The 22763-nt window shown below is 43.6% G+C and carries 26 protein-coding genes; 24 read left to right on the top strand and 2 right to left on the bottom strand.

The genetic code is table 11. From position 1 onward, the window contains the following. The first annotated feature begins 60 nt into the window (after nucleotides 1-60). From A7K50_RS11965 to ybaK, 7 genes are all read left to right on the top strand, one after another. Nucleotides 61-798 carry an EcsC family protein gene (locus A7K50_RS11965; RefSeq protein WP_119776499.1) on the top strand — a complete coding sequence of 246 codons (738 nt, stop codon included), beginning with the start codon at nucleotides 61-63 and terminating at the stop codon, nucleotides 796-798. A gap of 96 nt (nucleotides 799-894) precedes the next feature. Then, complete coding sequence (locus tag A7K50_RS11960; protein WP_119776497.1) at nucleotides 895-1185, top strand: DUF2007 domain-containing protein; 291 nt, start codon at nucleotides 895-897, stop codon at nucleotides 1183-1185. Nucleotides 1186-1346: 161 nt separating this feature from the next. Further along, complete coding sequence (locus tag A7K50_RS11955) at nucleotides 1347-1568, top strand: tautomerase family protein (protein ID WP_119776496.1); 222 nt, start codon at nucleotides 1347-1349, stop codon at nucleotides 1566-1568. Between the two features lie 18 nt (nucleotides 1569-1586). After that, a complete protein-coding gene (locus tag A7K50_RS11950; protein ID WP_119776494.1) occupies nucleotides 1587-2432 on the top strand; it encodes a DegV family protein in 846 nt (281 codons plus the stop codon). A gap of 176 nt (nucleotides 2433-2608) precedes the next feature. Next, on the top strand, nucleotides 2609-3118 hold the full coding sequence (locus tag A7K50_RS11945) for an HD domain-containing protein (RefSeq protein WP_020490999.1): 510 nt from the start codon (nucleotides 2609-2611) through the stop codon (nucleotides 3116-3118). 282 nt (nucleotides 3119-3400) lie between these two features. Beyond that, a complete protein-coding gene (locus tag A7K50_RS11940) occupies nucleotides 3401-3850 on the top strand; it encodes a Fur family transcriptional regulator (protein WP_020490998.1) in 450 nt (149 codons plus the stop codon). A gap of 48 nt (nucleotides 3851-3898) precedes the next feature. After that, nucleotides 3899-4375, top strand: a complete 477-nt coding sequence (ybaK, locus tag A7K50_RS11935; RefSeq protein WP_119776492.1) for a Cys-tRNA(Pro) deacylase — start codon at nucleotides 3899-3901, stop codon at nucleotides 4373-4375. A 43-nt stretch (nucleotides 4376-4418) separates the two neighbouring features. Here ybaK and cls read toward each other — a convergent pair whose 3' ends face one another. Then, nucleotides 4419-5876: a cardiolipin synthase gene (cls, locus tag A7K50_RS11930; protein ID WP_119776531.1), complete on the bottom strand. Its 1458-nt coding sequence runs from the start codon at nucleotides 5874-5876 to the stop codon at nucleotides 4419-4421. A gap of 255 nt (nucleotides 5877-6131) precedes the next feature. Between cls and A7K50_RS11925 the strand changes: the two genes are divergently transcribed. From A7K50_RS11925 to A7K50_RS11880, 10 genes are all read left to right on the top strand, one after another. Then, a complete protein-coding gene (locus A7K50_RS11925) occupies nucleotides 6132-6827 on the top strand; it encodes a DUF2953 domain-containing protein (RefSeq protein ID WP_020490995.1) in 696 nt (231 codons plus the stop codon). Beyond that, nucleotides 6820-7254, top strand: coding sequence for a GerW family sporulation protein (ytfJ, locus tag A7K50_RS11920; RefSeq protein WP_119776490.1), 435 nt, complete (start codon nucleotides 6820-6822; stop codon nucleotides 7252-7254). The genes A7K50_RS11925 and ytfJ overlap by 8 nt, the downstream gene beginning before the upstream one ends. Nucleotides 7255-7369: 115 nt before the next feature. Further along, a complete protein-coding gene (locus A7K50_RS11915; RefSeq protein WP_020490993.1) occupies nucleotides 7370-7948 on the top strand; it encodes a nucleoside recognition domain-containing protein in 579 nt (192 codons plus the stop codon). Next, nucleotides 7948-8487: a spore maturation protein gene (locus A7K50_RS11910; RefSeq protein ID WP_020490992.1), complete on the top strand. Its 540-nt coding sequence runs from the start codon at nucleotides 7948-7950 to the stop codon at nucleotides 8485-8487. Before A7K50_RS11915 ends, A7K50_RS11910 begins: the two co-directional genes overlap by 1 nt. Nucleotides 8488-8600: 113 nt before the next feature. After that, entirely contained in the window at nucleotides 8601-9359 is a 759-nt protein-coding gene (locus A7K50_RS11905) for a pseudouridine synthase (protein WP_119776489.1), read from the top strand. 70 nt (nucleotides 9360-9429) lie between these two features. Next, nucleotides 9430-10137: a FadR/GntR family transcriptional regulator gene (locus A7K50_RS11900; RefSeq protein WP_020490990.1), complete on the top strand. Its 708-nt coding sequence runs from the start codon at nucleotides 9430-9432 to the stop codon at nucleotides 10135-10137. Between the two features lie 2 nt (nucleotides 10138-10139). Beyond that, the gene (locus A7K50_RS11895) at nucleotides 10140-11174 is read left to right on the top strand and encodes a 4Fe-4S dicluster domain-containing protein (RefSeq protein ID WP_020490989.1); all 1035 of its coding nucleotides are present in this window, start codon (nucleotides 10140-10142) and stop codon (nucleotides 11172-11174) included. 127 nt (nucleotides 11175-11301) lie between these two features. Continuing rightward, the gene (locus A7K50_RS11890; RefSeq protein ID WP_119776487.1) at nucleotides 11302-12549 is read left to right on the top strand and encodes an NAD(P)/FAD-dependent oxidoreductase; all 1248 of its coding nucleotides are present in this window, start codon (nucleotides 11302-11304) and stop codon (nucleotides 12547-12549) included. Between the two features lie 673 nt (nucleotides 12550-13222). After that, on the top strand, nucleotides 13223-13681 hold the full coding sequence (locus A7K50_RS11885) for a hypothetical protein (RefSeq protein WP_026156178.1): 459 nt from the start codon (nucleotides 13223-13225) through the stop codon (nucleotides 13679-13681). A gap of 155 nt (nucleotides 13682-13836) precedes the next feature. Continuing rightward, entirely contained in the window at nucleotides 13837-14256 is a 420-nt protein-coding gene (locus A7K50_RS11880; RefSeq protein ID WP_020490986.1) for a HutP family protein, read from the top strand. A 69-nt stretch (nucleotides 14257-14325) separates the two neighbouring features. On the opposite strand, the gene A7K50_RS14230 is transcribed toward A7K50_RS11880, so the two are convergent. Beyond that, complete coding sequence (locus A7K50_RS14230) at nucleotides 14326-14502, bottom strand: hypothetical protein (RefSeq protein WP_020490985.1); 177 nt, start codon at nucleotides 14500-14502, stop codon at nucleotides 14326-14328. A gap of 110 nt (nucleotides 14503-14612) precedes the next feature. Between A7K50_RS14230 and A7K50_RS11875 the strand changes: the two genes are divergently transcribed. The 7 genes from A7K50_RS11875 (at nucleotide 14613) to der (ending at nucleotide 22761) form a co-directional block, all read left to right on the top strand. Then, complete coding sequence (locus A7K50_RS11875; protein WP_119776485.1) at nucleotides 14613-15275, top strand: type II CAAX endopeptidase family protein; 663 nt, start codon at nucleotides 14613-14615, stop codon at nucleotides 15273-15275. 100 nt (nucleotides 15276-15375) lie between these two features. After that, nucleotides 15376-16053 carry a (d)CMP kinase gene (gene cmk / locus A7K50_RS11870; protein ID WP_119776483.1) on the top strand — a complete coding sequence of 226 codons (678 nt, stop codon included), beginning with the start codon at nucleotides 15376-15378 and terminating at the stop codon, nucleotides 16051-16053. A gap of 4 nt (nucleotides 16054-16057) precedes the next feature. Next, entirely contained in the window at nucleotides 16058-16639 is a 582-nt protein-coding gene (locus tag A7K50_RS11865; RefSeq protein WP_034381957.1) for a lysophospholipid acyltransferase family protein, read from the top strand. A gap of 88 nt (nucleotides 16640-16727) precedes the next feature. Beyond that, a complete protein-coding gene (locus tag A7K50_RS11860) occupies nucleotides 16728-18767 on the top strand; it encodes a bifunctional 4-hydroxy-3-methylbut-2-enyl diphosphate reductase/30S ribosomal protein S1 (protein ID WP_119776482.1) in 2040 nt (679 codons plus the stop codon). Nucleotides 18768-18855: 88 nt separating this feature from the next. Continuing rightward, entirely contained in the window at nucleotides 18856-19974 is a 1119-nt protein-coding gene (locus A7K50_RS11855; protein WP_119776480.1) for a putative peptidoglycan glycosyltransferase FtsW, read from the top strand. 134 nt (nucleotides 19975-20108) lie between these two features. Then, on the top strand, nucleotides 20109-21437 hold the full coding sequence (locus A7K50_RS11850; RefSeq protein WP_119776478.1) for a DUF512 domain-containing protein: 1329 nt from the start codon (nucleotides 20109-20111) through the stop codon (nucleotides 21435-21437). Beyond that, on the top strand, nucleotides 21430-22761 hold the full coding sequence (der, locus tag A7K50_RS11845) for a ribosome biogenesis GTPase Der (protein WP_119776477.1): 1332 nt from the start codon (nucleotides 21430-21432) through the stop codon (nucleotides 22759-22761). Before A7K50_RS11850 ends, der begins: the two co-directional genes overlap by 8 nt. Nucleotides 22762-22763 lie beyond the last annotated feature (2 nt).

Genomic DNA, 22763 nt, shown 5'->3' with positions numbered 1-22763 from the left:
CCAATGATCCGGCAATCGAGTAAAATAGTTTTATAGATAAGCGACGAAGGAGTTACGCCGGTGGAAGCATATGATATGAAGGTACTCGCAGAATTGAAAAAATGGCAAAGGAAAATGACCAGGAACGCATCACTGACCGACAGGGTAGCAAAAAATATTCAGAACAGAACGAACAGGCTGATTCCGGACAAAGCCCATGAGATCATCACAGCTGCGATCAAAAATATGGTGAGAGCTGTTTTGACAGGATCTGAATTTACGACAAGGGAAGCGCTTAAAAATATTGACCTGAAGGAACGGGACAGACTTGCTTGGGCTAAAATCAGTGTCTACAAAAAAACGGCCAGTCTGGAAGGGGCAGGCACAGGAGCAGGCGGTATTTTACTTGGACTTGCGGATTTTCCTCTGCTCTTAAGCATCAAGATTAAGTTCTTATTTGAAATGGCAAGCATTTATGGATATGATGTCAAAGATTTAAGGGAAAGACTATATATCCTTCACCTGTTTCAGCTAGCTTTTTCCAGTAGAGAGAAACGGATGCAGGTCTTTCAAAGAATTTCGGACTGGGATGAATACATTTACAGGCACCCGATTTCAATGGAAACAGTTGATTGGCGCACTTTTCAGCAGGAATACAGAGATTATATAGATCTTGCCAAGCTTTTACAGCTGGTACCCGTCATCGGGGCCTTCGTCGGTGCAGTAGCGAATTACCGACTGCTCGGAGAACTAGGCGATACGGCTATGAATGGCTACCGTCTAAGATTATTAAAAGATAAGATAGATACTACGATCTGATTAAAAAATTGGGTTACTCAATCCGATTACGCTATTTGATTTAATCATAATGAAAAATATACCGATATAAATTTATTTTGGAAAGGAAGGATACAAATGAAGGAACCCAATGAACAAGATGATAATGTTGAACTAGAAAGATGGATATTAATTACTGAAGCTGCAAATGAAATTGAGGCGGATATTATTGGATCAATCCTTGATTCTGAAGGGATTCCCTTCTATAAAAAGTATAATGAAGCTGGGGACTATCTTCGGATCTATATGGGGATGACCAATTTCGGTGTGGAAATCTATATCCCGGAAAAACTGAAGGAAAAGGCGGAAGGACTTCTGAATTCAATGAACACGGAAACTGATCGGGCATTCGACGATTTAAAATTGTGATAGGAATGACCAGGAATATTTGGGCCGGAATACTCGAACGAAGATAAAGAATAGTGTATCACCAAAAAATAACAAATATTCTATGCGAGTTTTAAGATTTGTGTTATAACTTAGAGTATGATCGATAATTATATAAAATTTATTTCAAAGGGGAGTTCATCATGCCGCATATCATTGTAAAATTATGGCCCGGCCGAAGTGACGAACAAAAAATAGCCTTAGCCGACAAAATGGCCGAGGCAATGACAGAAATAATGGGAATTCCCGATAAGAATATTTCAGTTTCTTTTGAAGAAATAGCCAAACAAAAATGGACCGAAGAGGTTTATAATACCGACATCCTGGCCAAAGAAAGCCTGTTGTATAAAAAGCCAGGTTATTAATGTTTAGGAGTGGTGTGAATGCGGAAGGTTAAGATCATAACCGACAGTACCAATGACCTTTCAGCAGAATTACTTCAAGAATATGATATTGATGTTGTTCCGCTGCACGTTGATTTTGGAGAAGAAACTTACCGGGATGGCGTAGACTTAATCCCGGCAAGGCTTTTTCAGCTCGTTGAAGAAAAAAAGTTGCTTCCGAAAACTGCAGCTCCTACACCGTACGCATATGCAGAATGTTTTCGGGGATGTTTTGATCAGGAGCAGGATATTATTGTGATCACCATTTCTGCTCAGATGTCCTCATCTTACCAAAATGCTGTCCTTGCTGCTTCGGAATTTCCGCAGGGAAGAATCTGGATAATTGATTCGCAAAACCTGTCTACAGGCATAGGGGCTTTGGTCATTACAGCCGCTGAATATGCCCAGCAGGGGCTCCAGGCAGAAGAAGTTTCGGTAAAGATCCGGGATTTAGTTGCTAAGGTCCACGTGAGCTTTGTCATCGATACGTTGGAATACCTTTATAAAGGCGGTAGGTGCAATGTTCTGCAGAATCTAATGGGGAGTGTCCTAAAGATCCGGCCGACCATCGGTGTAGAAAATGGAAAAATGCTTGTTGTTGATAAAGTCCGCGGGGAAAAGAAAAAGGCCTTAGATAAATTGATAGAGAATGCTAGGCGGGATTCTGTAGACTCAAAACGAATTTTCATCACCCATTCCCTGGGAAGTGAAGAGGAAGCCATCTATTTGAAGTACGCGCTGCAGGACATTTATCCACATAAAGAAATTTTGATTACTAATGCAGGCTGCGTGATTTCCAGTCACTGTGGCCAAAAGACAATTGGTGTGATTTATATCAGAAAATAAAGACGCTAAAAATTCTGATGCTAAATGTTTAATTGTAATTACTTGAAAATAGTATAACGTTGTACCAAATAATATTAAAGAAATATAACAAAATCACCATTAAATTGTAAAAAAACCTTGAAACTATGATTTGTTTCTAATATAATAAGTTTTAGTTAACTAAGTTAGGAGCAATCATGGAAAAATTATTATTAAAGTATGATGATTATTTTCTTACAGTAGCCAGACCCATTATCGAGCATGATGAATACCAAAAAATGAGAGTCATCCCGCATCACCATGGCTCAGTCTTTGAGCACTCTCTGGACGTTGCTTATCTATCTTATAAGATTGCCATGAAGTTCAGACTTGATGTCATTTCGACGATCAGAGGAGCACTTCTACACGATTTCTACTTATACAAATTTAAGAAAAGAAAAAACAAGAACTTGCTAGCGGAAAGCTACCGGCATTCACGCAATCATCCGAAGGTTGCGGTGAAAAACGCGCAAAAATACTTTGAACTGAATAAAAAAGAACAGGATATTATTTCCAATCATATGTTCCCCGTTGGACTGCCAAGAAGTTATGAAGCCTGGGTAACTACAATTGCGGATAAAAGCCTGGCACTTACCGAATACACCACGAGGGTATACAGCTTTGCATATCTGAAACTGTATCCTTATCTGGTTCAAAAATCTGCTTAACGCGAATAGACTAAAAAATTCATACAGAAAACTTCAAAAATATTTAATAACTAAATAAAATTAAATTTTAAAATAAAGTATATGTAAGAATCTAATAATCGCCCTAGATTTGTCGAATTATGAAATCTACCACAGATTTAGATTGTTAGCCGGTTTTTTGACCGGTTTTTTGTTTTTAGGACAGAAAAAAAGCCCTGCTGAATAAAGGCCTGATCGCACAGTTGTTTTTGTTGAAAGATATGGTAAAATCTGAATAGAACAGAAAGAACGGAGTGTTTTCTTATGGTAGTCAAAGAGTTTAACCAGCTCTTAAAGGAAAAAGGCTATAAATTTACCAATCAAAGACAGTATGTTTTTGAGGTAGTAACGGAAAACCGGGGAAAGCACCTGAACAGTCAGGAAATTTTTGAACTTGTACGTAATAGATTCCCCGAAATTGGTGTTGCTACCGTCTACAGGACGTTGTCACTATTGGAAGCGATGGGACTGATTTACGGTGTTGATTTTGAAGATGGATCCCGTAGGTACGATATCGTGAAAGATGACGAGGAACACCGGCACCATCATTTGATTTGTCTGGAGTGCGGGGCTATTAAAGAAGTTGAGGAAGATTTGCTCGGAACAATTGAAGAAAACATTCTGAAGAAGAATAAATTTAAAGTGATTGACCACCGTGTTAAATTTTATGGTTATTGCGAAAAATGTCTGGCAAAGACCGAATGTGATCAATAATCATTAACGCCAATAAATGATGATATTATAACGCATGGATGAGGAATAATGGCAGTAAATCAAAAAACAAACGTCATAAGGACCCTCGAATCAAAAGAAATCCGGCATGAAGTCTATAAGTATGAAGTGGATGACGGACTGATTGACGCTATATCCGTAGCTCGGAAGATGGGATATGACCCGGACCGGGTATTTAAAACGCTTGTTACAACCGGAAAAACAACGGGAATCAATGTTTTCGTTATCCCTGGAAATTGCGAGCTGGATTTAAAAAAAGCAGCCGAGGCAGCCGGGGATAAAAATATAGAGATGCTTAAATCTAAAGAACTTTTACCGCTCACGGGCTATATTCACGGCGGCTGTTCCCCAATCGGGATGAAAAAGGATTTTCCGACCTATCTTGAGGAGATGGCCTCGGAATATGATTACATCATGATTAGTGCGGGAAAAATTGGGATGCAGGTGAAAATCGATCCGGCAGAACTCGTCAAACTGACGGATGCCAAGCTGGCTGACCTTGTTTAGTTCAGCCAGCTTGCTACTAGTAAGAACATATCTTTATACTTCGCTATAGTACCGGCGCCAGAAGTCGAGAAATGGATTCCTTAAACTTGATCAGACTGGAGCGCTTCGCATATTTTTCGGGCGTTAGTTCGGTACAGAAGAGCAGATCTTCATCATAAACTTTGCAGAGATTTTCGGAAATGCCGACATCGTAAATAAATGCATTAACTTCGAAATTTAGTCGGAAACTTCTGATGTCAAAATTCGCTGTACCGACAGAGGCTATTTTTTTATCGACCACGATGGTTTTCGAGTGTAGAAAACCATTATTGTAGATATAGATCTTGGCCCCTGCTTTAATCAGTTCCCCGACAAAGGAATACGTTGCCCAGTAGACAAAAATATGATCCGGTTTGTTTGGGATCATTATTTTTACATCAACACCGGACAGTGCGGCAATTTTCAGAACTTCGAGAATACTGGAGTCAGGTACAAAATAAGGCGTGTGAATATAAATGGATTTCTTAGCAGAGTTGATCATTTTGATATAACCCTGCTTGATTTCTTCATGGGGAGAATCCGGACCCGAGGAGACGATCTGAATACCGCTTGTCCCGATGATTGCTGGTTCTGGGTAATACTTCGTCGAATGCTTAATTTTTTCACCTGAAGCAACTTTCCAGTCGAGTAGGAATCTCGTCTGCATACTATGAACGGCTGTGCCTGTTATTTTGAGGTGAGTATCACGCCAATAACCCATTTTTTTCTTGAGGTTGATGTATTCATTACCGACATTGAAGCCGCCAATATAACCAATTTGACCGTCGATAACCGCTAGTTTACGGTGGTTTCTGTAATTGAGTCTCAGGTTAATATAACTCAGAAACGAAGGGAAAAATTTTTCAACCCTTCCGCCGGCATCGATCAGTGGCTGGAAATCATCTTTCCGTAGTTTGTTACCGAAAGAATCAACTAGCAGCCTAACTTGAACTCCTTCTTGGGCTTTTACTGTCAGAATTTTAATTAATTGCAGCCCCAACGAATCTCTTTTAATAATAAAATACAGAACGTGAATATGGTCTTTGGCTTCGAGGATCGTGCGGAAAAGGTCTTCGAATTTTTTTCTGCCGTTTGTAAATATTTCTACGCTATTGTCCTGGGAAAAGAGTGCCTGGCTCTGAATCTGATGCAGTAGGATCATATCTTTGTAGTTTTCCATCGCTGGGTCATTAAAGGTCAATCTTCCGGACTGAAGATCTTCAATTTCTTTGTTTAAAAGCGCAGCATATTTCAAATGTTCCTCCGCTCCAAGCTGGAACATTTTTTTGCGTGTCAGATTCTGAGAAAACATAAAATATAGAATCGCTCCACCGGCGGGGAACAAAAATAAAACAAGAATCCAGGCCAAGGTGGAGGTTGGATTTCTTCTTTCTAAAAAAATAACGGTACAGGCCAGTAAGATATTGATACCATATAGAATGGTAACAACGTGGGAACTGAGTTCTGTAAAGGATAGTGTCATCATAGCGTTCCTCTCAAAACATCTGTTTATTCTTTTATATCAGAAAGATGTAAAGCTGGCAATTATTTTGTAAAATGGTGAAATTTTCATAGAACATTAAAATACTGGGAATACCATAAGAGGACGAGTACTTGTCAACGCTAAAATGCTATAAACCGCCGAGAAAAATTTGTATACATACAAAAATTCAATCGGCGGGAACATGCAGATATTAGTTTACATAGTACTATGAATATTCCTAAGTGGAGGCAAGTCATGACGATTCTTGCACTGCTCATAGCTTGTTTGATTTGGGTGCTGGTTTTAGCACTGTTTAAAATCAATCTGGTCATCGATTACACTTTCAAAAATTTTAGCAGTGTGCTGAAGATCCATTATCAAGCTGCGTTGTTTCGGTCCAATCTGGAGATCAACATTCCGGCGGAGATGGTCTCGGGTGGCTTTCTTTATTTTCTGCTGAATAGCATAGAAAATATACAGCAAAACGACTGTCTACATAGAAAATCAAATAAGAATACTGACCCAACTAGAAAACGCTACCGGCTGATAAAGCATTTTTTGCGGGAAGCTGTTCGTCATTATGGCTATTCCACCGCAAGTATCAGGCGGTTGCAACAAGGTCTTTCTAACATTATCCGGGCTTTTTACCGCAAAATAAAAGTTCATTGCCTGCAGGCTGATCTTGAGCTTGGTTGCAGGGATGCTGCCGAGACGGGTTACTTGACGGGAGCCTGCTGGACAACCTTTGGATTTATTACGGCAAGACTACACAGGCATATCTCGCTAAAGCAAGAAGATTTTACATACCGTGTAACTCCAAATTTTACTGAAAAAATATTTTTATTCAAACTTTGCTGCATATTAAATCTGAAAAGCAGCCATATTATTTTTACAGGTTATAAATTCCTATTAATGATCTTAAAAAACAGGAGGACTAGGAATTATGGATGAACATCCAATTGAAAATCTCATGCAGACAGCGATGGATAGTATCCAAAAAATGATAAATGTGAACACGGTGATCGGAGACCCGGTCGAAACACCAAGTGGTTCTGTGATTATACCTGTTTCCAGGGTATCCTGCGGTTTCGCAGCCGGCGGCAGTGAATTCTCTTCCGCTGAGGGAGAAAAAGAGGAGGAGAAAAAAAATGAAAACACTTCCAAGATGCCTTTTGGTGGAGGAAGCGGCGGCGGGGTATCCGTAAAACCTGTTGGCTTTCTGGTTGTAAACCAGAATCAGGTCCGACTGCTTCCGGTCGAAGGAAATATGATTGCAGAACGCATCATTGACGAAATGCCTAATCTGATGGATAAGTTTTCCCATATGGTTAATAGGAAAAGATTCCACCGCGAAGATGGGTATGAAGAGAGATGTTGATCGAATAGATGTGTTGGCAAACAGTATGCTCTTGATGCCTCAAAATATTTTTGAAATCTTCTAATCTTCTATTCCCTCTGCTGAAAACATACATTTTAAGCAGGGGGTTTCTGTTATGGTCAATTTGATCTGGCTGGTTATGCTGATCAGCGGCATTATTGTTGCTGCCCTGAATGGAAATATTGATCAGGTCACCGCGTCGGCCCTTCAGGCTTCTGAACTTGGGATAGGAGTGGCAATCCAGTTAATGGGTGTCATGAGCCTCTGGCTGGGCATCATGCATATTGCCGAAAAAGCAGGGCTCATCCGGCATCTGGCCAGAATAAGCGCCCCAGTAATCAGAAAGCTTTTTCCGTCTCTCCGGGCGGACAGTCCTGCTTTTGGTCCTATAGTCATGAATCTCTGTGCAAATATTCTCGGTCTGGGTAATGCTGCAACACCGTTTGGCTTGAAGGCCATGCAGGAGCTGCAGAAAGAAAACCTGGATCAGGAAACAGCTAGTCCTGCGATGATTACATTTCTTGCGTTAAACACATCCTGTATCACGATTATTCCGGCTACAATCATTGCTGTCAGAATGAAAGCCGGCTCGGCCAATCCGGTTGAAATCATTGGAACGACGGTTTTTGCCACAGGGTGTGCCATGGCCTCAGCCATCATTGCCGATGTTCTTTTTAGAAAGAGGAACGGATGATGACCATCATTTCCGAGCTTGCCAGATGGGCTATCCCATTTATTTTATTTTTTGTGCCGCTTTATGGTTACTTCCATAAAGTCCCTGTCTATGAAACATTCGTTGAGGGGGCGGAGAATGGCTTTAAAACTGCCGTCAAAATTATTCCGTTTTTAATTGGGATGTTGGTTTCCATTAAAGTGTTTGTGGATTCTGGCGCCCTGGATCTGCTAATAAACCTTCTTCGACCTCTTTTTTTAGCCATGGGATGGAATCCCGATTTGTTAGGCATTGTTCCTTTAGCCGTCATGCGTCCGCTGAGTGGTTCAGGGGCCCTTGGTGTTGCAACCGAACTGATCCATCAATACGGACCTGATTCGTTTATCGGTAGGCTTGCTTCCACGCTTCAGGGAAGTACGGATACCACTTTTTTTGTGCTTGCCGTCTATTTTGGTTCAGTCGGCATCAAAAAACACAGATATGCTTTAAAAGTCGGACTGCTCGCTGATGCAGTCGGATTGATTGCTTCAATTTGGATTGTCAGCAGGGTCTTTGGCTAAGGGTCTGCTGGTGCAGTCGGGGACAAATACATGCCTTGATCCCCCAGGTTTGCTTTCTGTGTTTTTTTTGCTAAAATCAGTTGAGAGATATTTCATTAATGGTGGTTTTTTTGATGGATTGTTCCGGATACCAATCTGAACGTTTGCAAAAGGCGATGGCTCGTTTGGGCATCGCTTCTCGGCGTCATGCTGAAATTCTAATCAGTCAGGGACTTGTAAAAGTGAATGGACAGACCATAACGCAGCCGGGTTTTAAGGTAACGCCTGAGGATGTCATCAAAGTCGGCGCTAAGACGTATTCTTCAGGACCAAGTGAAGACCTTGTCTACGTCATGCTTTATAAACCTGCGGGTGTTATTACAAGTGTTACCGATCCCCATCAAAGGAAAACAGTCATTGATTTACTTGGCCAGAATATTAAAGAAAGAGTCTATCCGGTTGGCAGACTGGATTATGACACTTCGGGACTTCTGCTTCTGACCAATGACGGGGAGCTGACATTTCGGCTAACGCATCCAAGTTTTGGCGTGGAAAAAGTATACCGGGCCTCAGTCGCCGGTAATATTTCTGATCAGGCAATCAGGACGCTTGAGTCGGGTGTACGCCTCGAGGATGGGATGACTTCTCCTGCGAAAATTAAGAAGCTTTCCCGTGATAAAAACGGTAACCAGACTGAAATTGAGCTTGCCATTCACGAGGGAAAGAACAGGCAGGTTAGGAGAATGCTTGAGCAGGTCGGATACCCCGTCTTTCGCTTGCGCAGAATCTGTTTTGGCCCGCTCCAGCTGGATCCAAAAATGACGGCAGGAGAATACCGACTGTTAACGACTTCTGAAGTCAATGCTTTGAAGGAAGCGGTAAGTATACGGTAATCATTTTATATCATTTGTAAGTAATAGGTAATCAATGTGAAATAAATATTGATAATTGCGGGGAGAAAGTATGAATCTGAAACCAGCAAAAACGAAAAGAATCTACGAAGAAATAGTTGATCAAATCAGTACGCTGGTTGCTGAAGGACAAATCAAAGCAGGTGATAGGCTTCCTTCCGAACGGGATCTTGCGGAGAGGCTGCAGGTCAGCAGGGCGTCTGTCCGGGAAGCGCTCAGTGCTTTGGAGATTATGGGTTTGCTGGAAGTCCGAAGCGGAGAGGGGACCTATATCAAACATATTAATATCGCGTCTGTTATTGCTCCTTTGCCATGGGTGCTTTCTCTGGAAAAAGATACCATTTATGAAATGATGGAGATAAGAAAAATCCTGGAGACGCAGGCTGCCGCACTGGCAGCGGAAAGGGCTGAATATCAGGATCTTTCCGCAATGAGGGGTTCTCTTACTGAGATCAGAAAGGGTTTGAATGCAGGCTGGCAGGGCTATCCCTGTGACCGGGATTTTCACGATGCTATAGCTAAAGGAACGAAGAATAAGATGCTGATCCGCATGCTCCATGTAACTTCAGATATCATGCACCAGACATTGAAGACGAATTGGGCAGGTACTTTTGAAAAAGAGAGCATGTCGGAACTTCTTTATCAGGAACATAAGGAAATATATCAGGCGATCGAAGCAAAATTACCTGAAGAAGCGCATGCCGGAATGCTTCGTCATCTCGAAAGAATTGAAAATGAATTTCGCAAAGGATACGAATAATCATGAAGAAATACAATCAAATGCTGTATCATCCTGACAACTGTCTGAACAAGAAGAAGCCCTATCCCCGGGAATGCAGGCTGTGTATTGAAGCCTGTTCGCACAAGTCTATCGGTGATAAGAAAGAGATTTCGATAGAAAACTGTACGGAATGCGGTGTCTGTATGGCCGTTTGCCCCTCTGACGGTTTTGTGGACAGAGACATGAAAAACCTCGGAGAGTACCTTTTGGAAAACGGAAATTGCGTATTAAATTGTCCAATGGCTGCGCCTGCCGGTTATGAAATTGCCTGCCTCGGGATGCTGGACAGAGATGCCTGGACAGTTTTAATGCTTTTGGCTGAATCTAAACAGGTCAGAATCCTTACAGGGGACTGTTCCAACTGCCAGGATAAACAGGCTGCAGCGGTTAGCAAGCGCTTCTATCTGGAGGTCAGTCAGCAATGGACGGATCATCCCGGTTTAAAGCTGGAAATTCTCTCCGCTGAAGAAGGTGCAGCAAAATCGGATTATGATCCCGGACGCTTTGCCCGTAACCGGTCAAAAAAAGGGTTGAAAAACAGGTTGCGTGAATTTGGCAAAGATAGAGTCAAGGCCGCGTTTCCAGCTATCGAAGCAGAAGAATCCTATGCCATTCCGAGAACCCGCCAATGGCTGGCAGAGACACTGAAACAGAAACCAAATAAAAAGGTGCCTTTTCAGGCAATCAGATATACCGATCATTGTAACGGCTGCGGCGTTTGTACCAAAATATGTCCTCAGCAGGCGCTCACGCTGAAACAGAAAGAAAATAAAATGCTTTTGATTTATGAACCGCTCCAGTGCGTTCAATGCGGTCGCTGTGTGGACATCTGCGGTTCCAGGGCTCTGAGCTTCGCATATCGGATGTTTCCGTTCAAGTTTCTGGCCGGCAAGGTTATCGTCGGAGAAGCGAATTCCTATTATTGTCGGGAGTGCGGCAAACAGATCTTCATCGATACGGATTCAGGCCTATGTGCTGCTTGTGCAGCGCATTCCACGAATATTGAAGGTAGGTAAACAGCCGCGCTATGCATCCTACTCCATTTGAAATTGTCTAGATATTACGGAGACTAATCTCTAAAAGTTATTTTAGCAAGTGTAGTTGGTTTGCGATCAACATATTTGAAAGCAGGGAGAATGGATTGTGGTTAAAAAGGTTGTTGTAATAGGCGGTGGCGCTGCAGGCATGATGGCAGCGGGCCAGGCTGCTTTCGTTGGGGCAGAGGTGGTACTCCTTGAAAAGATGACAAGACTCGGCAGTAAGATTGCGATCTCCGGTAAAGGTCGGTGCAACCTTACCAATGCGGGGGATATCAGTAATTTTGTAAGTTTTTATCCCGGAAATGGAAAATTTCTATATGCTTCCTTAAAAGAGTTCAGCAATAAGGCGCTGGTTTATTTTTTCCAAGACTATGGTGTTGAAACAAAAGTAGAAAGAGGTGGAAGAGTTTTTCCAACAGCCGATGATTCCGAGGTAATCGTTGAGGCTTTAAAAAAATATTTGAAACGAACACGTGTAAAAATAAGGCTTAACCAGGCTGTCCAAAAAATCATGATCGAAGAAGGGAAAGTAACCGGTGTTCAGCTGGCTGTCTCCGGTGAAGTAATTCAGGCAGATGCTGTGATCGTTGCTACGGGAGGAGCATCCTACCCTGGAACAGGATCAACCGGTGACGGGTATACACTGGCAGAAAATGCCGGACACCGGATCATTAAGCCGCTTCCTGCACTTGTTCCACTCAAAACCCTTGAAAAATGGCCCAAAGAACTTCAGGGACTGACGCTGAAGAATACGGCTGCCTCAATCTGGGTTGACGGGAAAAAGCAGGGAGAAGAATTTGGGGAGATGCTGTTTACGCATTTTGGTGTATCCGGTCCGATTATTCTAACCTTAAGCAGGATTGCTTCCAAGGCTTTGGACCAAAAACAGAAGGTTGAACTGAAAATCGACCTAAAGCCCGCCCTTACTTCTGAACAGATAGATTTAAGGCTGCAGAGGGATTTTCTGAAGTATGGCAACAAGCAGTTTAAGAACGCTCTGGACGATCTTCTTCCGCAGAGTATGATTCCTGTAATGGTCGCGTTATCGGAGGTTGACCCTGAGAAGGTCGTTAATAAGGTGACCAAAGAAGAGAGAAGAAGATTGGGCCGGTTATTTCAGGAGCTGGTACTTCATATAACGGCGACGCTCGGTATGGCGACAGCAATTGTTACCTCCGGGGGTGTTGATGCCAAGCAAATTAATCCAGCTACGATGGAATCCCGTTTGGTTAAAGGGTTGTATTTTGCCGGAGAGGTCATCGATATCGACGGCGTAACCGGTGGCTACAACCTCCAGGCAGCTTTCTCAACTGGCTACAAAGCCGGAAAAGCGACGGCCAGGATGAGCTAATGGCGAATGAGCCATAGAAGCCAGGAGCGACAAGATTATGGCGGACGGCTATGCCACTCGGTAGGTCTGGGGGCCACAATACCGCTTTTCGGCTATTGCGCCCTCCATGGCGCAAAAAGCCGCGCTTCGCATCGTGCTCCGCTCACAGCGGAACTGTGGCCCCCAGACCAATCATAAGATCATTTAAGCGGGATTGTATGCCAGAATGCAGCTCGTTATCTAGCGCATTTGAGGAGCAGTTCAGCAAACGCCTTTCATGTAAGCTTATCAGCGACTTCCTGTTAGAAGGTCTTCACGCCACAGTAACCGCGCAGGTGGAATATGGGCGAAGGTACAGGATTGCTTGGGAAGCCAAGGATGATAACATACCCGACTTACAGTTCAGTCTCCATAGCCAGATAAGTAAGACATTCATAATTAGCTGCTTCGAAGAGCAACATTCTAGTTACAGACGTGCTTAAATAATCCTTAGATATCAGGCTGCGTGCCACAATTCCGCGCAAGCGGAGCATGGAGTGCGTAGCGCGGCTGTTAGCGCCATGGAGGGCGCTATCTGCCGAAAGTGGTATTGTGGCATGCAGACCAATCCCAGATAAGGTTTTATAGATGCCTTACAGAATGATGTCGGTATGCAAATTCCTGGCGGCGCATACATATTACTGAGGTGAGTCAGATGCGCTCCAGGAGATTTTCTTTTTCAAGCCAAAAAGTGTCAAGGTTTCAGGGTTTTGAGAAAACAGCCATCAGGATTATAGCAGTTTGTACAGTATTGTTAGGGCTGTATCAGCTGAAAGCATTCACCGATCCCGTCGAGTTCTATCTGAAATTTTCAGGAGAAATAGACGCCCCGGCCTTTAAATACAGCGAAAATGCAAACAGCGGCTCGATTAGTCTCTCCTTTGAGATAACTCCTGACAGTGTCGTAATGGTTAGACAGAATGACCGGGATATCGGAACCATAGAGAATGGAAAAAGCATCACCGTTGAACCGGGAACCGTTGTTCTGGATGCAACCGGCATTCCTTATCCGGTCACTGTCAATGTGATTCTGAATAGTAAAACATATTCGCTCAAGCTTAACGGGGATGTCAAAAGTTTTGATGTGAAGTTAAAATCTACGGAGGCCAGCTGATAAGCCCGCCGTAAGTCCTCAAGATAAGCTTTGCTAATCTCCGGGAATTCATGTAATATAATGAAAGCAGGTGTTGTTTTTCTAACATCGCCTCTTTTTTAGCATGTAATTGATTTGTTTGCGTCATGAACGTTTGCCTAGAAGGAGGATTGGCTATGGTGCCGGATAGTAAAACGGTTGCTCTGGCTGCTTTAAGAATGGCGATGAGTGAAACCAGAGAAGAAGAAGGTGCGCTTAAACAGCAATTTTTAGCAGATAACATCAAGACAGTTGCCGTGGATTATGGCGGAGATTATCTTGCTTCAATTAAAAAGCTTGTCGAAAGGGCGATTGTTGCTTCGAAACGCGAAGGGGTCATTCACGATTCCCATGGCGACGAAGGGGCTGTTGCTGGTGCCACACGAGAGGCTTTAAGCCAGATTATGCCGAAAGCAGCGGGGCTGAATATCGGAGGGAAAATTGGGATTGCCCACCGCGGTGACCATCTCAGCGTGGCCGTGTTTTTTGGGGTAGGACTGCTGCATTTAGATGAAGTGGCCGTAGGTCTTGGACACAGGGTTGCCCCGAGAAGCTGAAAAATAAAAAAGGCTCCGATTAAGGAGCAGAGTGTTAGCAAATAAAGATAAGAGGCGATAAACGCTGATTCAGATTTCGCTTTGTGCTGCGAACATATCATCATTCGAATCTTTTTGCCAAAACTTATGGATGTGTTTTTCTATTTTTTTGCCATATCTTTTATACGTGTAACCCAGCAAAAATCCCCCCACCATGGCAGAACCCATGAACAGCAAGCTATGATCCGTTTTTTTGGAATATAACATCTGAAAGCCTCCTTTTGCTGTATATTTCTGGTGTAACTCATTTGAATTTATTATGTATAGATCTGAAAAAAATAATCTAGGATAATTTATGTAATTGCAGAGGATGGAATATGAAGTTAAATTTCAAGGTCTTGGCTTATTTTATAATCGGTGTGGCAGCTGTTTTTTTACTGATGCCATTCGTCAGTTATTCTATCTATCAGATTATTCCTGAAATCCAAACGACCTATTATCTTTCAATGATTGCTTCGAATACCCTGTTTGTTATTTTGATTATACTGATTACGCTCAAAAATAGGCTTTCCCTGAATGACCTGGGCTGGAGAAGGATCAGTATTACTTCAGCCCTTATTGATGTATTTAGAATCTGTTTTTTGGCCTGGCTGATTAATATGATCTACATGGTACTTCTGTATTATTCAGGCCAGATGGCGGCAGAGAATGAACTGGTAAAGCTCCTGCAGAACCCAACAATTCCCATGTTAATTGCGAACATTTTTCTGATCGCCGTTATTGTTCCTTTTATTGAGGAAACACTGTTCCGGGGAGTACTGCTCGGCTGTTTACGGAATTATTCTGGCAAATGGACGGCGATTATAATCAGTGCCTGTATTTTTTCAGCGCTGCATTTTGATTTGACCGGCTTCATTCCGAAGTTGGTTCTCGGAATCGGACTTGGTTTTTTATATACCAAACATAATTCGATTTATCCGGCAATCGGGCTTCATGCGCTGAATAACTTACTGGCGGTTATCGGGGTTTCCGTATCTTAAATAAAGTGAATTGTAAGCGATCATTTTGCTGTGGTATAATTTTGGCAGACGCGAGCTTCGAAATAGCGCGCAAATTAAGATTTTTGATTGGAGCATCGTTTTGGAACATTTGCGTGAAAGTCATTTGCAGGTGGCGATTGACGGTCCCGCCGGGGCAGGAAAAAGTACCATTGCGAGAGTCGTTGCTGACAAACTTGGCTTGTATTATCTTGATACAGGTGCGATGTATCGAACTGTAGCTTATAAAGCCCTTGCTTCAGGAATTTCCGTTCAGGATGAAAAAGCAGTAACAGACCTTGCCCGGATCATTGACATTCAGTTAAGCCATAATGACCGTCAAGCCGTATTCTGCGACGGTGAAGATGTTACTGCTAAAATCCGGGATATTGAGGTAAGTAGAGCCGTATCGCTGATTGCATCTTATCCCGGGGTCCGTGACCGACTGGTTGAACTTCAGCGTCAGGAAGCACTAAAGGGCAATCTAGTGATGGATGGCAGGGATATCGGCACATACGTCCTGCCGGATGCCGGAATTAAGATTTTTTTGACGGCTTCGGCTTCCGAACGCGCACGCCGGAGATACCTTGAGAATATCCAAGAGGGTAAGGAGGTATCTTTGGAAGAAGTACGCTTAGATATTGAGAAACGAGATGCAGCAGACTCCCAGAGAAAATTTGCACCGCTGAAGCCCGCTAAGGACGCGGTGATCCTCGATACGACAGGTTTAACGATTGATGAAGTTGTTACCAAGATCATTAGAATTATCAGGGAGGGCTAAAGTGATGCTGTATTCATTGGCTAAGGGAATCATGACCCTTGTTCTGAAAATCAAAGGATGCAGGATAACAGGTCTGGAAAATTTTCCAGTAGAAGGACCTGTGATTATTGCGTGCAATCATATAAGCCTTTGGGATCCAATTATTGTTGGCTGTTCGATGCCAAGACAGGTATATTTCATGGCAAAAGAGGAGCTTTTCTCGATACCACTGTTAGGGCAAATTCTGCATGGCCTTGGTACTTTTCCGGTTAAACGGGGGCAGGGTGATATCGGGGCATTTCGAAAATCGGTCAGGCTGCTAAAAGAAGGAAAAATTTTGGGGATATTTCCGGAAGGTACCCGGTCCAAAACCGGTGACATTCAGGAAGCCATGGCAGGGATTGTATTAATTATTAACAAAAGCCATGCGCCGATTTTGCCGGTTAAGGTCTATGGAGCCAAAGGATTATTAAACCAAAGAAGGGGTAAGATAGGGATAATTATTGGTAAGCCATTTTATGCCGATAATCTTGAAATCCCAGAAAAGATTGAAAACCGTAGGGAATGGCTCGCCAATAAAATCATGGATGTTGTGAATGAAATGTAAAAATGATCGAAGGTTAATAAAGTGCTAGGAGGAATTTTGTTTTTCTCAGCGAAATAAACGAGATAGGCATAAAAGGAGGGCAGTTTGGTTGATGATTCAGCGAGCGGCAAAAGCAGGTTTCTGTTTTGGAGTCAAACGGGCGATTGAATTGGCTGAAAAAGCTGCTGGCACCGGATTGACTGCATCTTTAGGACCGCTCATCCACAATCAGCAAGTTGTTGATTATTTAGCTGAGAAAGGTTTGGAAGTCATTCACTCTGTTAATGAGGCCAAAATGGGTCAACAGCTTGTAATCAGGTCGCATGGTGTTCCTCCGGAAACGTATGCGCAGGCAAAGGAACGCGGAATTACCATTATTGATGCAACGTGTCCTTATGTCCAAAAAGCGCAAAGAATGGCTGCCAGCTCATCAGCAAACAGTTTTGTCATTGTTGTCGGTGACAAAAGCCATCCGGAAGTTAAAGGGATCCTAGGATGGGCAGGAAGTAATGCTCTCGCCATAGAGACGCTGGCCGAGGCTGAAGATTTGCCATACCACCCAAGAATTACAGTTTTGGCCCAAACAACACAGCAGAAAAGTCATTTTTTTACAGTTGTTGAAGAGTTAAAAAAACATACTGGGGAACTAATCGTCCAAAATACGATCTGCGCGGCGACGGAAGAACGCCAGGCCTCAGCTAGTGAATTGGCCGAAAAAGTGGATGTGATGATTGTCGTGGGGGGGTTGAGTAGTTCCAATACACGGAAACTGGGATCGATCTGCAGTGGAAAAACGAAAACATACTGTATAGAAACAGCCGAAGAATTACTGGAGATCTGGTTTACGGATGCGAGAAATGTCGGCTTGACAGCAGGAGCTTCCACACCGGATTGGATTATCGAGGAGGTTTGCAATAAAATGTCGGAGTTTATGGAAAAAACACAGATCCAAGAGGCTGAGGAAAGCGCTGTGAAGACGGTTTATGATGAAGAAAACATGATGGAAAATTTTGATCAGGGGCTACCCAAACTTTATCGGGGCGCGATTGTCAAAGGAACCGTCGTAAAAATAACAGGCGATGAGGTCTTTGTGGATATTGCCTGGAAATCGGAAGGCATGATTCCTTTTGAGGAACTTTCCGCTACCAAGGTTTCGAATATTCATGATCTCGTTAAAATCGGTGATACGATTTCGGTGATGGTCATGCGTGTCGAAAACCAGGAAGGCTACCCCGTTTTATCCCGTAAACGGGCCAATGAGGTTGAAGCGAAGGAACAGTTGGCCCACCTTGCCGAATCAAAGGAAGAAGTTCAGGCAGTCGTTACGGAAGCGGTCAAAGGCGGACTTCTGGTCGACCTCGGAATGAGAGGCTTTGTGCCTGCTTCTCAGGTTGAAACCGGCTTTGTAGACAATCTTGAAAAGTATATCGGGAAAACACTTCGTTTAAGAGTCATCGAGTATGATGAATACAAGAAGAAACTGGTCCTTTCCCAAAAGGTTATTTTAGCAGAAGAGCAGGAAAGTAAAAAAGAAAAACTTATGGAGACGATTAAAGAAGGTGATATCGTAAAGGGAACAGTTCGCCGCTTGGCCGATTTTGGTGCGTTTGTTGATCTTGGCGGTATGGACGGGCTACTACATATCTCGGATATGGCTTTCTCCAGAGTAAAACACCCGTCGGAGATCGTGAATATCGGTGATGAAGTTGAAGTTCAGGTCTTAGCGATTGATGCTCAAAAAGGCAGGATTTCCCTCGGATTAAAACAGCTTAAAACCAATCCATGGTCTGCTGCTGCTGAAAAATATACTGTGGGATCTATCGTACACGGCAAAGTCGTCAGAATCGCACCTTTTGGTGCTTTTGTAGAACTGGAGGACGGGGTTGATGCGTTGGTGCATATTTCCCAGCTGGCCGACCACAGGGTCATAAAAGTACAGGATGTTGTTCAGGTCGGACAGGAGATTACAGCGAAAGTCATCGATTTTAAACCGGAAGATAAAAAAATCAGCCTGAGTATCCGGGAACTGCTTACGGAAGCCAGCGAAGCCAGTGCCCATCAGGATTTGGTAAATCTGCCGGATATACCTGAAGTTACGATTGGCGAAAAAATTGGAAATATACCGGATACAGACGGGGACATACTTTGATAAAATGGATGCATCAAATGGCTTCTTGCTTTGATTGGCAAGAAGTCATTTCACTTCGGACGGAATTAATGCAACAGGAGGTCAAAAGATGGCTGCTCAGAAGATAAAAACAAAAAATCCTGACTTTATTCTGTTATTTTCTGCGGTAATCATTTTGGCAGTTGGTCTGATTATGGTTTTAAGTGCCGGCTCCTCTTTTTCTTATGAGAATAAAAATAATTCCTATTATTTGTTTTTTAGGCAGTTACAGTGGGTAGGGTTAGGAATCTTTGCAGCCGCGGTAGCTGTTTACCTCCCTTTGAAGGCCTTTCGAAAGGTATCTGGGATCAGTATACTCGTCAGTGTCATCCTGCTCTTGATGGTCGAATTCAGCAGCCTGTCAAGTACAAAGAAAGGTTCGGCTCGCTGGCTGGATATTTTCGGGATGTCCGTACAGCCGTCAGAAATCGCAAAACTGGCCATTGTCCTCTTCTTTGCTTATATCCTTAGCCGCTACCCGGTTAAAAAATTTAAGGATATCTTCATGCCGGTGGGTGTGCTTGGCGTCATTTGTCTGCTCGTTTATAAGCAGCCTGACCTTGGCACTGCGATTGTCATCCTGGGAGCAGGAGTGTTTATGATGCTGATGACGGAGCTCCCGACGGGCTATTTCCTGGCTGCGATTCCACTGATTGGCATCCCAGGATTTTTTCTGGTTAAAGGAGAAGAATACCAGTGGAACAGAATATTGGGATGGCTGGATCCTTGGGAATATGCAACATCATTTGGCTATCAGCAAATTAATGCCCAGATTGCCTTCGGTTCTGGCGGGCTGCTCGGCATCGGGATCGGAAGAAGCAGTGAGGGACTGGGTTTTTTGCCTGAAAATTATACGGATACTATTTTTGCCGTGATCGGACAGGAATTTGGTTTCTTCGGGACTTCGCTCATGCTTTTGTGTTTCATCGTACTCATTGGGCGCGGCTATGCCATATCACGGCAATGTCCGGATGGATTCGGACGGATGCTCGGATTTGGGATCACAACGATCCTGGGCATTCAAACCGTGATTAATCTTTGTGTTGTGACCGGTCTTTTCCCAGTAACAGGAATCACCCTACCTCTGATTTCCTATGGAGGAAGCTCTTTGCTTGTAACCATGTTTGAAATAGGTATTTTACTGAATATTTCACGCTTCCGACAGAATAATCTGCTGCGAAGCAGTTAGCAGACTGATAATAAGGTTATTTATGTTTTCTATGCGAGTGGTAGATGTACGAGTACCTTTATAACCGCCTTCATAGTATAATGAAAAGGTTAACCAAGTACTAAAGCATTTTACGTTGGAAAAGGATGGGAAAAATGCCCGATGGGTTGAAGGTATCTGCTGTTATGAAAAACAGTATTGCTGCTGAGATGGAGATCGAACCCGGAGATGAGATTCTCCAGGTGGATCAGCACAATATTCAGGATATTTTGGATTTGCAGTATTGGACGGCTGAAGAAGAATTTACATTGATCATTCAGAAGAAGAATAAAGAGATCTGGGAATTGGAGATTGTCAAGGAACCGGAGGAACTGCTTGGCATAGAAGTCAGCAGTGTTGGCCGGGATGGACTGATGAAGTGTCGGAATAACTGTGTTTTCTGCTTTGTCCGGCAGATGCCTACCGGGATGAGAGCGTCACTATACGACCTGGATGATGATTATCGGATGTCAGTGAACCAGGGAAGCTATATCACCTTGTCTAACCTGGCAGATAAGGATTTTCAGAGAATTATTGACATGCATCTGAGCCCTTTGTATATCTCTGTTCATGCATGGAATCCCGCTGTCAGGGAGAAACTGATGAGAAACAGGCAGGCCGGGAAACTGGCTGAGCAAATCAATAGACTTGCCGAAGCCGGTCTTGTTCTGCATACGCAGATCGTTTTGGTTCCTGGATATAATGATCGGGAGGTTTTGCAAGAAACTGTAGAGAACCTTGCGGCCTTTTTCCCGCAGGTCCAGTCCATTGGCATTGTTCCGGTTGGATTAACAAAGTACAGAGATAGACTGCCGGAACTTCGGATCGTAACGCCGGAAGCGGCAAGGGAAGTCTTGGAACATGGAATAGAATGGCAGAAGAAATACCGAAAACGGACCGGTCAAAACCTTGTTTATTTTTCTGATGAATTTTATATGCTTGCTAGCAGAGATTTTCCGCCACATCCTGAATATGACGATTTTCCCCAACTTGAAAACGGCATTGGCATGGCCCGAAAGTTTCAGGATGAAATCCAGATGTGCATTGGTGACCTGCCAGAGCGGATTCAGGAAAGAAAGATACACATAGTTACCGGGGTATCGGCAGCGGCCTATTTCCGGTCCAGGATCGCAGAGCTGCCTGCAGTTCAAGGCCTGCATATTACTGTACATGAGATTGCCAACACTTTTTTTGGAACCACGGTGACCGTTGCAGGGCTGCTTACGGCTCAGGACATCGCAGCACAACTGGGTGACCTGCAGGGAGAGTATTTCTTACTGTCGCGAGTGATGCTGAGGGCCGGTGAAGAAGTATTCCTCGATGGATATGATGTCCGATGGCTGACCAAACAGGTCAATGGTATAGCGGTAGTTGTGGAAAATGATGGTCAGTCTTTTATAGAAGGACTTTTAGGGATAACGATTGGAGGTTCGGAAAGTGAGTAAACCTGTGGTAGCAATTGTTGGGCGTCCGAATGTCGGGAAATCGACGCTGTTTAACAGAATTGTCGGCGGCTTGGTGGCCATCGTTGAAAATACCTCCGGGGTAACAAGGGACCGGTTATATTTTGATGCTGAATGGCTTGGCAGAAAATTTACGCTGATTGATACCGGCGGCATAGAATTTAAAGATGAAACGACACCGCTTTCATCGAAGATGAAACAGCAGGCCGAAATCGCAGTCGATGAAGCTGATGTTATCATGTTTCTTGTCGATGCCAAATCCGGAATTACGCCGGATGATCAGCAGATCGCCAGATATCTGCGAAAATCGAGCAAACCGGTATTGCTGGTCGCGAATAAAGTAGAAAAATTTAACAGGTTTGAGGCAGAGGCCCATGAATTTCTGCCGCTGGGCTTCGGTGATGCGATTCCGGTTTCGGCCGTTCACGGCATGAATACCGGGGATCTCCTCGATACGCTTATTTCGGTCCTGCCGGAAGATGCCGAGGCCGACTATGACCCGGATGTGGTTAAAATCGCCGTGATTGGCAGACCGAATGTCGGCAAATCATCGATTGTCAATATGCTGCTTGGGGAGGAACGGGTCATTGTCAGTGACATACCAGGGACAACCCGGGATGCAATTGATACCCCATTTACCTATGAAGACAGAAATTATGTATTAATCGACACGGCCGGCATCAGGCGCAAGAAAAAAATCTCCGAAGTCACGGAAAACTACAGCGTGGTGCGCTCTTTCCGGGCTGTGGACAGGTCGGATGTCGTACTGATGGTGATCAATGCCATCGAAGGCGTAACAGACCAGGACAAGAAAATTGTCGGCTATGCACATGAAGCAGGAAAAGGTCTCATCCTCGTTATCAATAAATGGGATCTTGTGATCAAAGATGAGAAAACCATCAATAAATATGAAAAAGATATTCGGGAAGAGCTGGCTTTTGTCCTTTATGCACCGACGCAGTTTGTTTCGGCCAAGACAGGCCAAAGAATCAACAAGATCATGGATCTGGTGGAATTTGTTGCGGAGCAGACCAGCAGGCGTATCTCGACCAGCACCTTAAACAATCTGCTCCGGGAATGGGTGCATCTGAATCCGCCTCCGTCGGATAAAGGTGTACGGTTAAAGATTTTATATGCAACGCAAAGCAGTGTTCAGCCCCCGACCTTTATATTCTTTGTGAATGATCCGGAGCTTGTTCACTTTTCGTATAAGCGTTATCTGGAAAATCAGCTGCGTAAGAACTTTGGTTTTGAAGGTTCACCAATCAGAATGATCATGCGAAAAAGAGATGAAGAAAAACAATAATT

The sequence above is a fragment of the Dehalobacter sp. MCB1 genome, assembly GCF_003590275.1.
Classification (GTDB): domain Bacteria; phylum Bacillota; class Desulfitobacteriia; order Desulfitobacteriales; family Syntrophobotulaceae; genus Dehalobacter.
Note: the sequence above shows the minus strand (reverse complement) of the source record. Positions and strands in the feature narration are given on the sequence as shown.

Coding starts and splice junctions, on each gene's coding strand:
- A7K50_RS11960 (WP_119776497.1), top strand. CDS start 895: ATGAAGGAACCCAATGAACAAGATGATAATGTTGAACTAGAAAGATGG.
- A7K50_RS11955 (WP_119776496.1), top strand. CDS start 1,347: ATGCCGCATATCATTGTAAAATTATGGCCCGGCCGAAGTGACGAACAA.
- A7K50_RS11950 (WP_119776494.1), top strand. CDS start 1,587: ATGCGGAAGGTTAAGATCATAACCGACAGTACCAATGACCTTTCAGCA.
- A7K50_RS11945 (WP_020490999.1), top strand. CDS start 2,609: ATGGAAAAATTATTATTAAAGTATGATGATTATTTTCTTACAGTAGCC.
- A7K50_RS11940 (WP_020490998.1), top strand. CDS start 3,401: ATGGTAGTCAAAGAGTTTAACCAGCTCTTAAAGGAAAAAGGCTATAAA.
- ybaK (WP_119776492.1), top strand. CDS start 3,899: ATGGCAGTAAATCAAAAAACAAACGTCATAAGGACCCTCGAATCAAAA.
- cls (WP_119776531.1), bottom strand. CDS start 5,876: ATGACACTATCCTTTACAGAACTCAGTTCCCACGTTGTTACCATTCTA.
- A7K50_RS11925 (WP_020490995.1), top strand. CDS start 6,132: ATGACGATTCTTGCACTGCTCATAGCTTGTTTGATTTGGGTGCTGGTT.
- ytfJ (WP_119776490.1), top strand. CDS start 6,820: ATGGATGAACATCCAATTGAAAATCTCATGCAGACAGCGATGGATAGT.
- A7K50_RS11915 (WP_020490993.1), top strand. CDS start 7,370: ATGGTCAATTTGATCTGGCTGGTTATGCTGATCAGCGGCATTATTGTT.
- A7K50_RS11910 (WP_020490992.1), top strand. CDS start 7,948: ATGACCATCATTTCCGAGCTTGCCAGATGGGCTATCCCATTTATTTTA.
- A7K50_RS11905 (WP_119776489.1), top strand. CDS start 8,601: ATGGATTGTTCCGGATACCAATCTGAACGTTTGCAAAAGGCGATGGCT.
- A7K50_RS11900 (WP_020490990.1), top strand. CDS start 9,430: ATGAATCTGAAACCAGCAAAAACGAAAAGAATCTACGAAGAAATAGTT.
- A7K50_RS11895 (WP_020490989.1), top strand. CDS start 10,140: ATGAAGAAATACAATCAAATGCTGTATCATCCTGACAACTGTCTGAAC.
- A7K50_RS11885 (WP_026156178.1), top strand. CDS start 13,223: ATGCGCTCCAGGAGATTTTCTTTTTCAAGCCAAAAAGTGTCAAGGTTT.
- A7K50_RS11880 (WP_020490986.1), top strand. CDS start 13,837: ATGGTGCCGGATAGTAAAACGGTTGCTCTGGCTGCTTTAAGAATGGCG.
- A7K50_RS14230 (WP_020490985.1), bottom strand. CDS start 14,502: ATGTTATATTCCAAAAAAACGGATCATAGCTTGCTGTTCATGGGTTCT.
- A7K50_RS11875 (WP_119776485.1), top strand. CDS start 14,613: ATGAAGTTAAATTTCAAGGTCTTGGCTTATTTTATAATCGGTGTGGCA.
- A7K50_RS11865 (WP_034381957.1), top strand. CDS start 16,058: ATGCTGTATTCATTGGCTAAGGGAATCATGACCCTTGTTCTGAAAATC.
- A7K50_RS11855 (WP_119776480.1), top strand. CDS start 18,856: ATGGCTGCTCAGAAGATAAAAACAAAAAATCCTGACTTTATTCTGTTA.
- A7K50_RS11850 (WP_119776478.1), top strand. CDS start 20,109: ATGCCCGATGGGTTGAAGGTATCTGCTGTTATGAAAAACAGTATTGCT.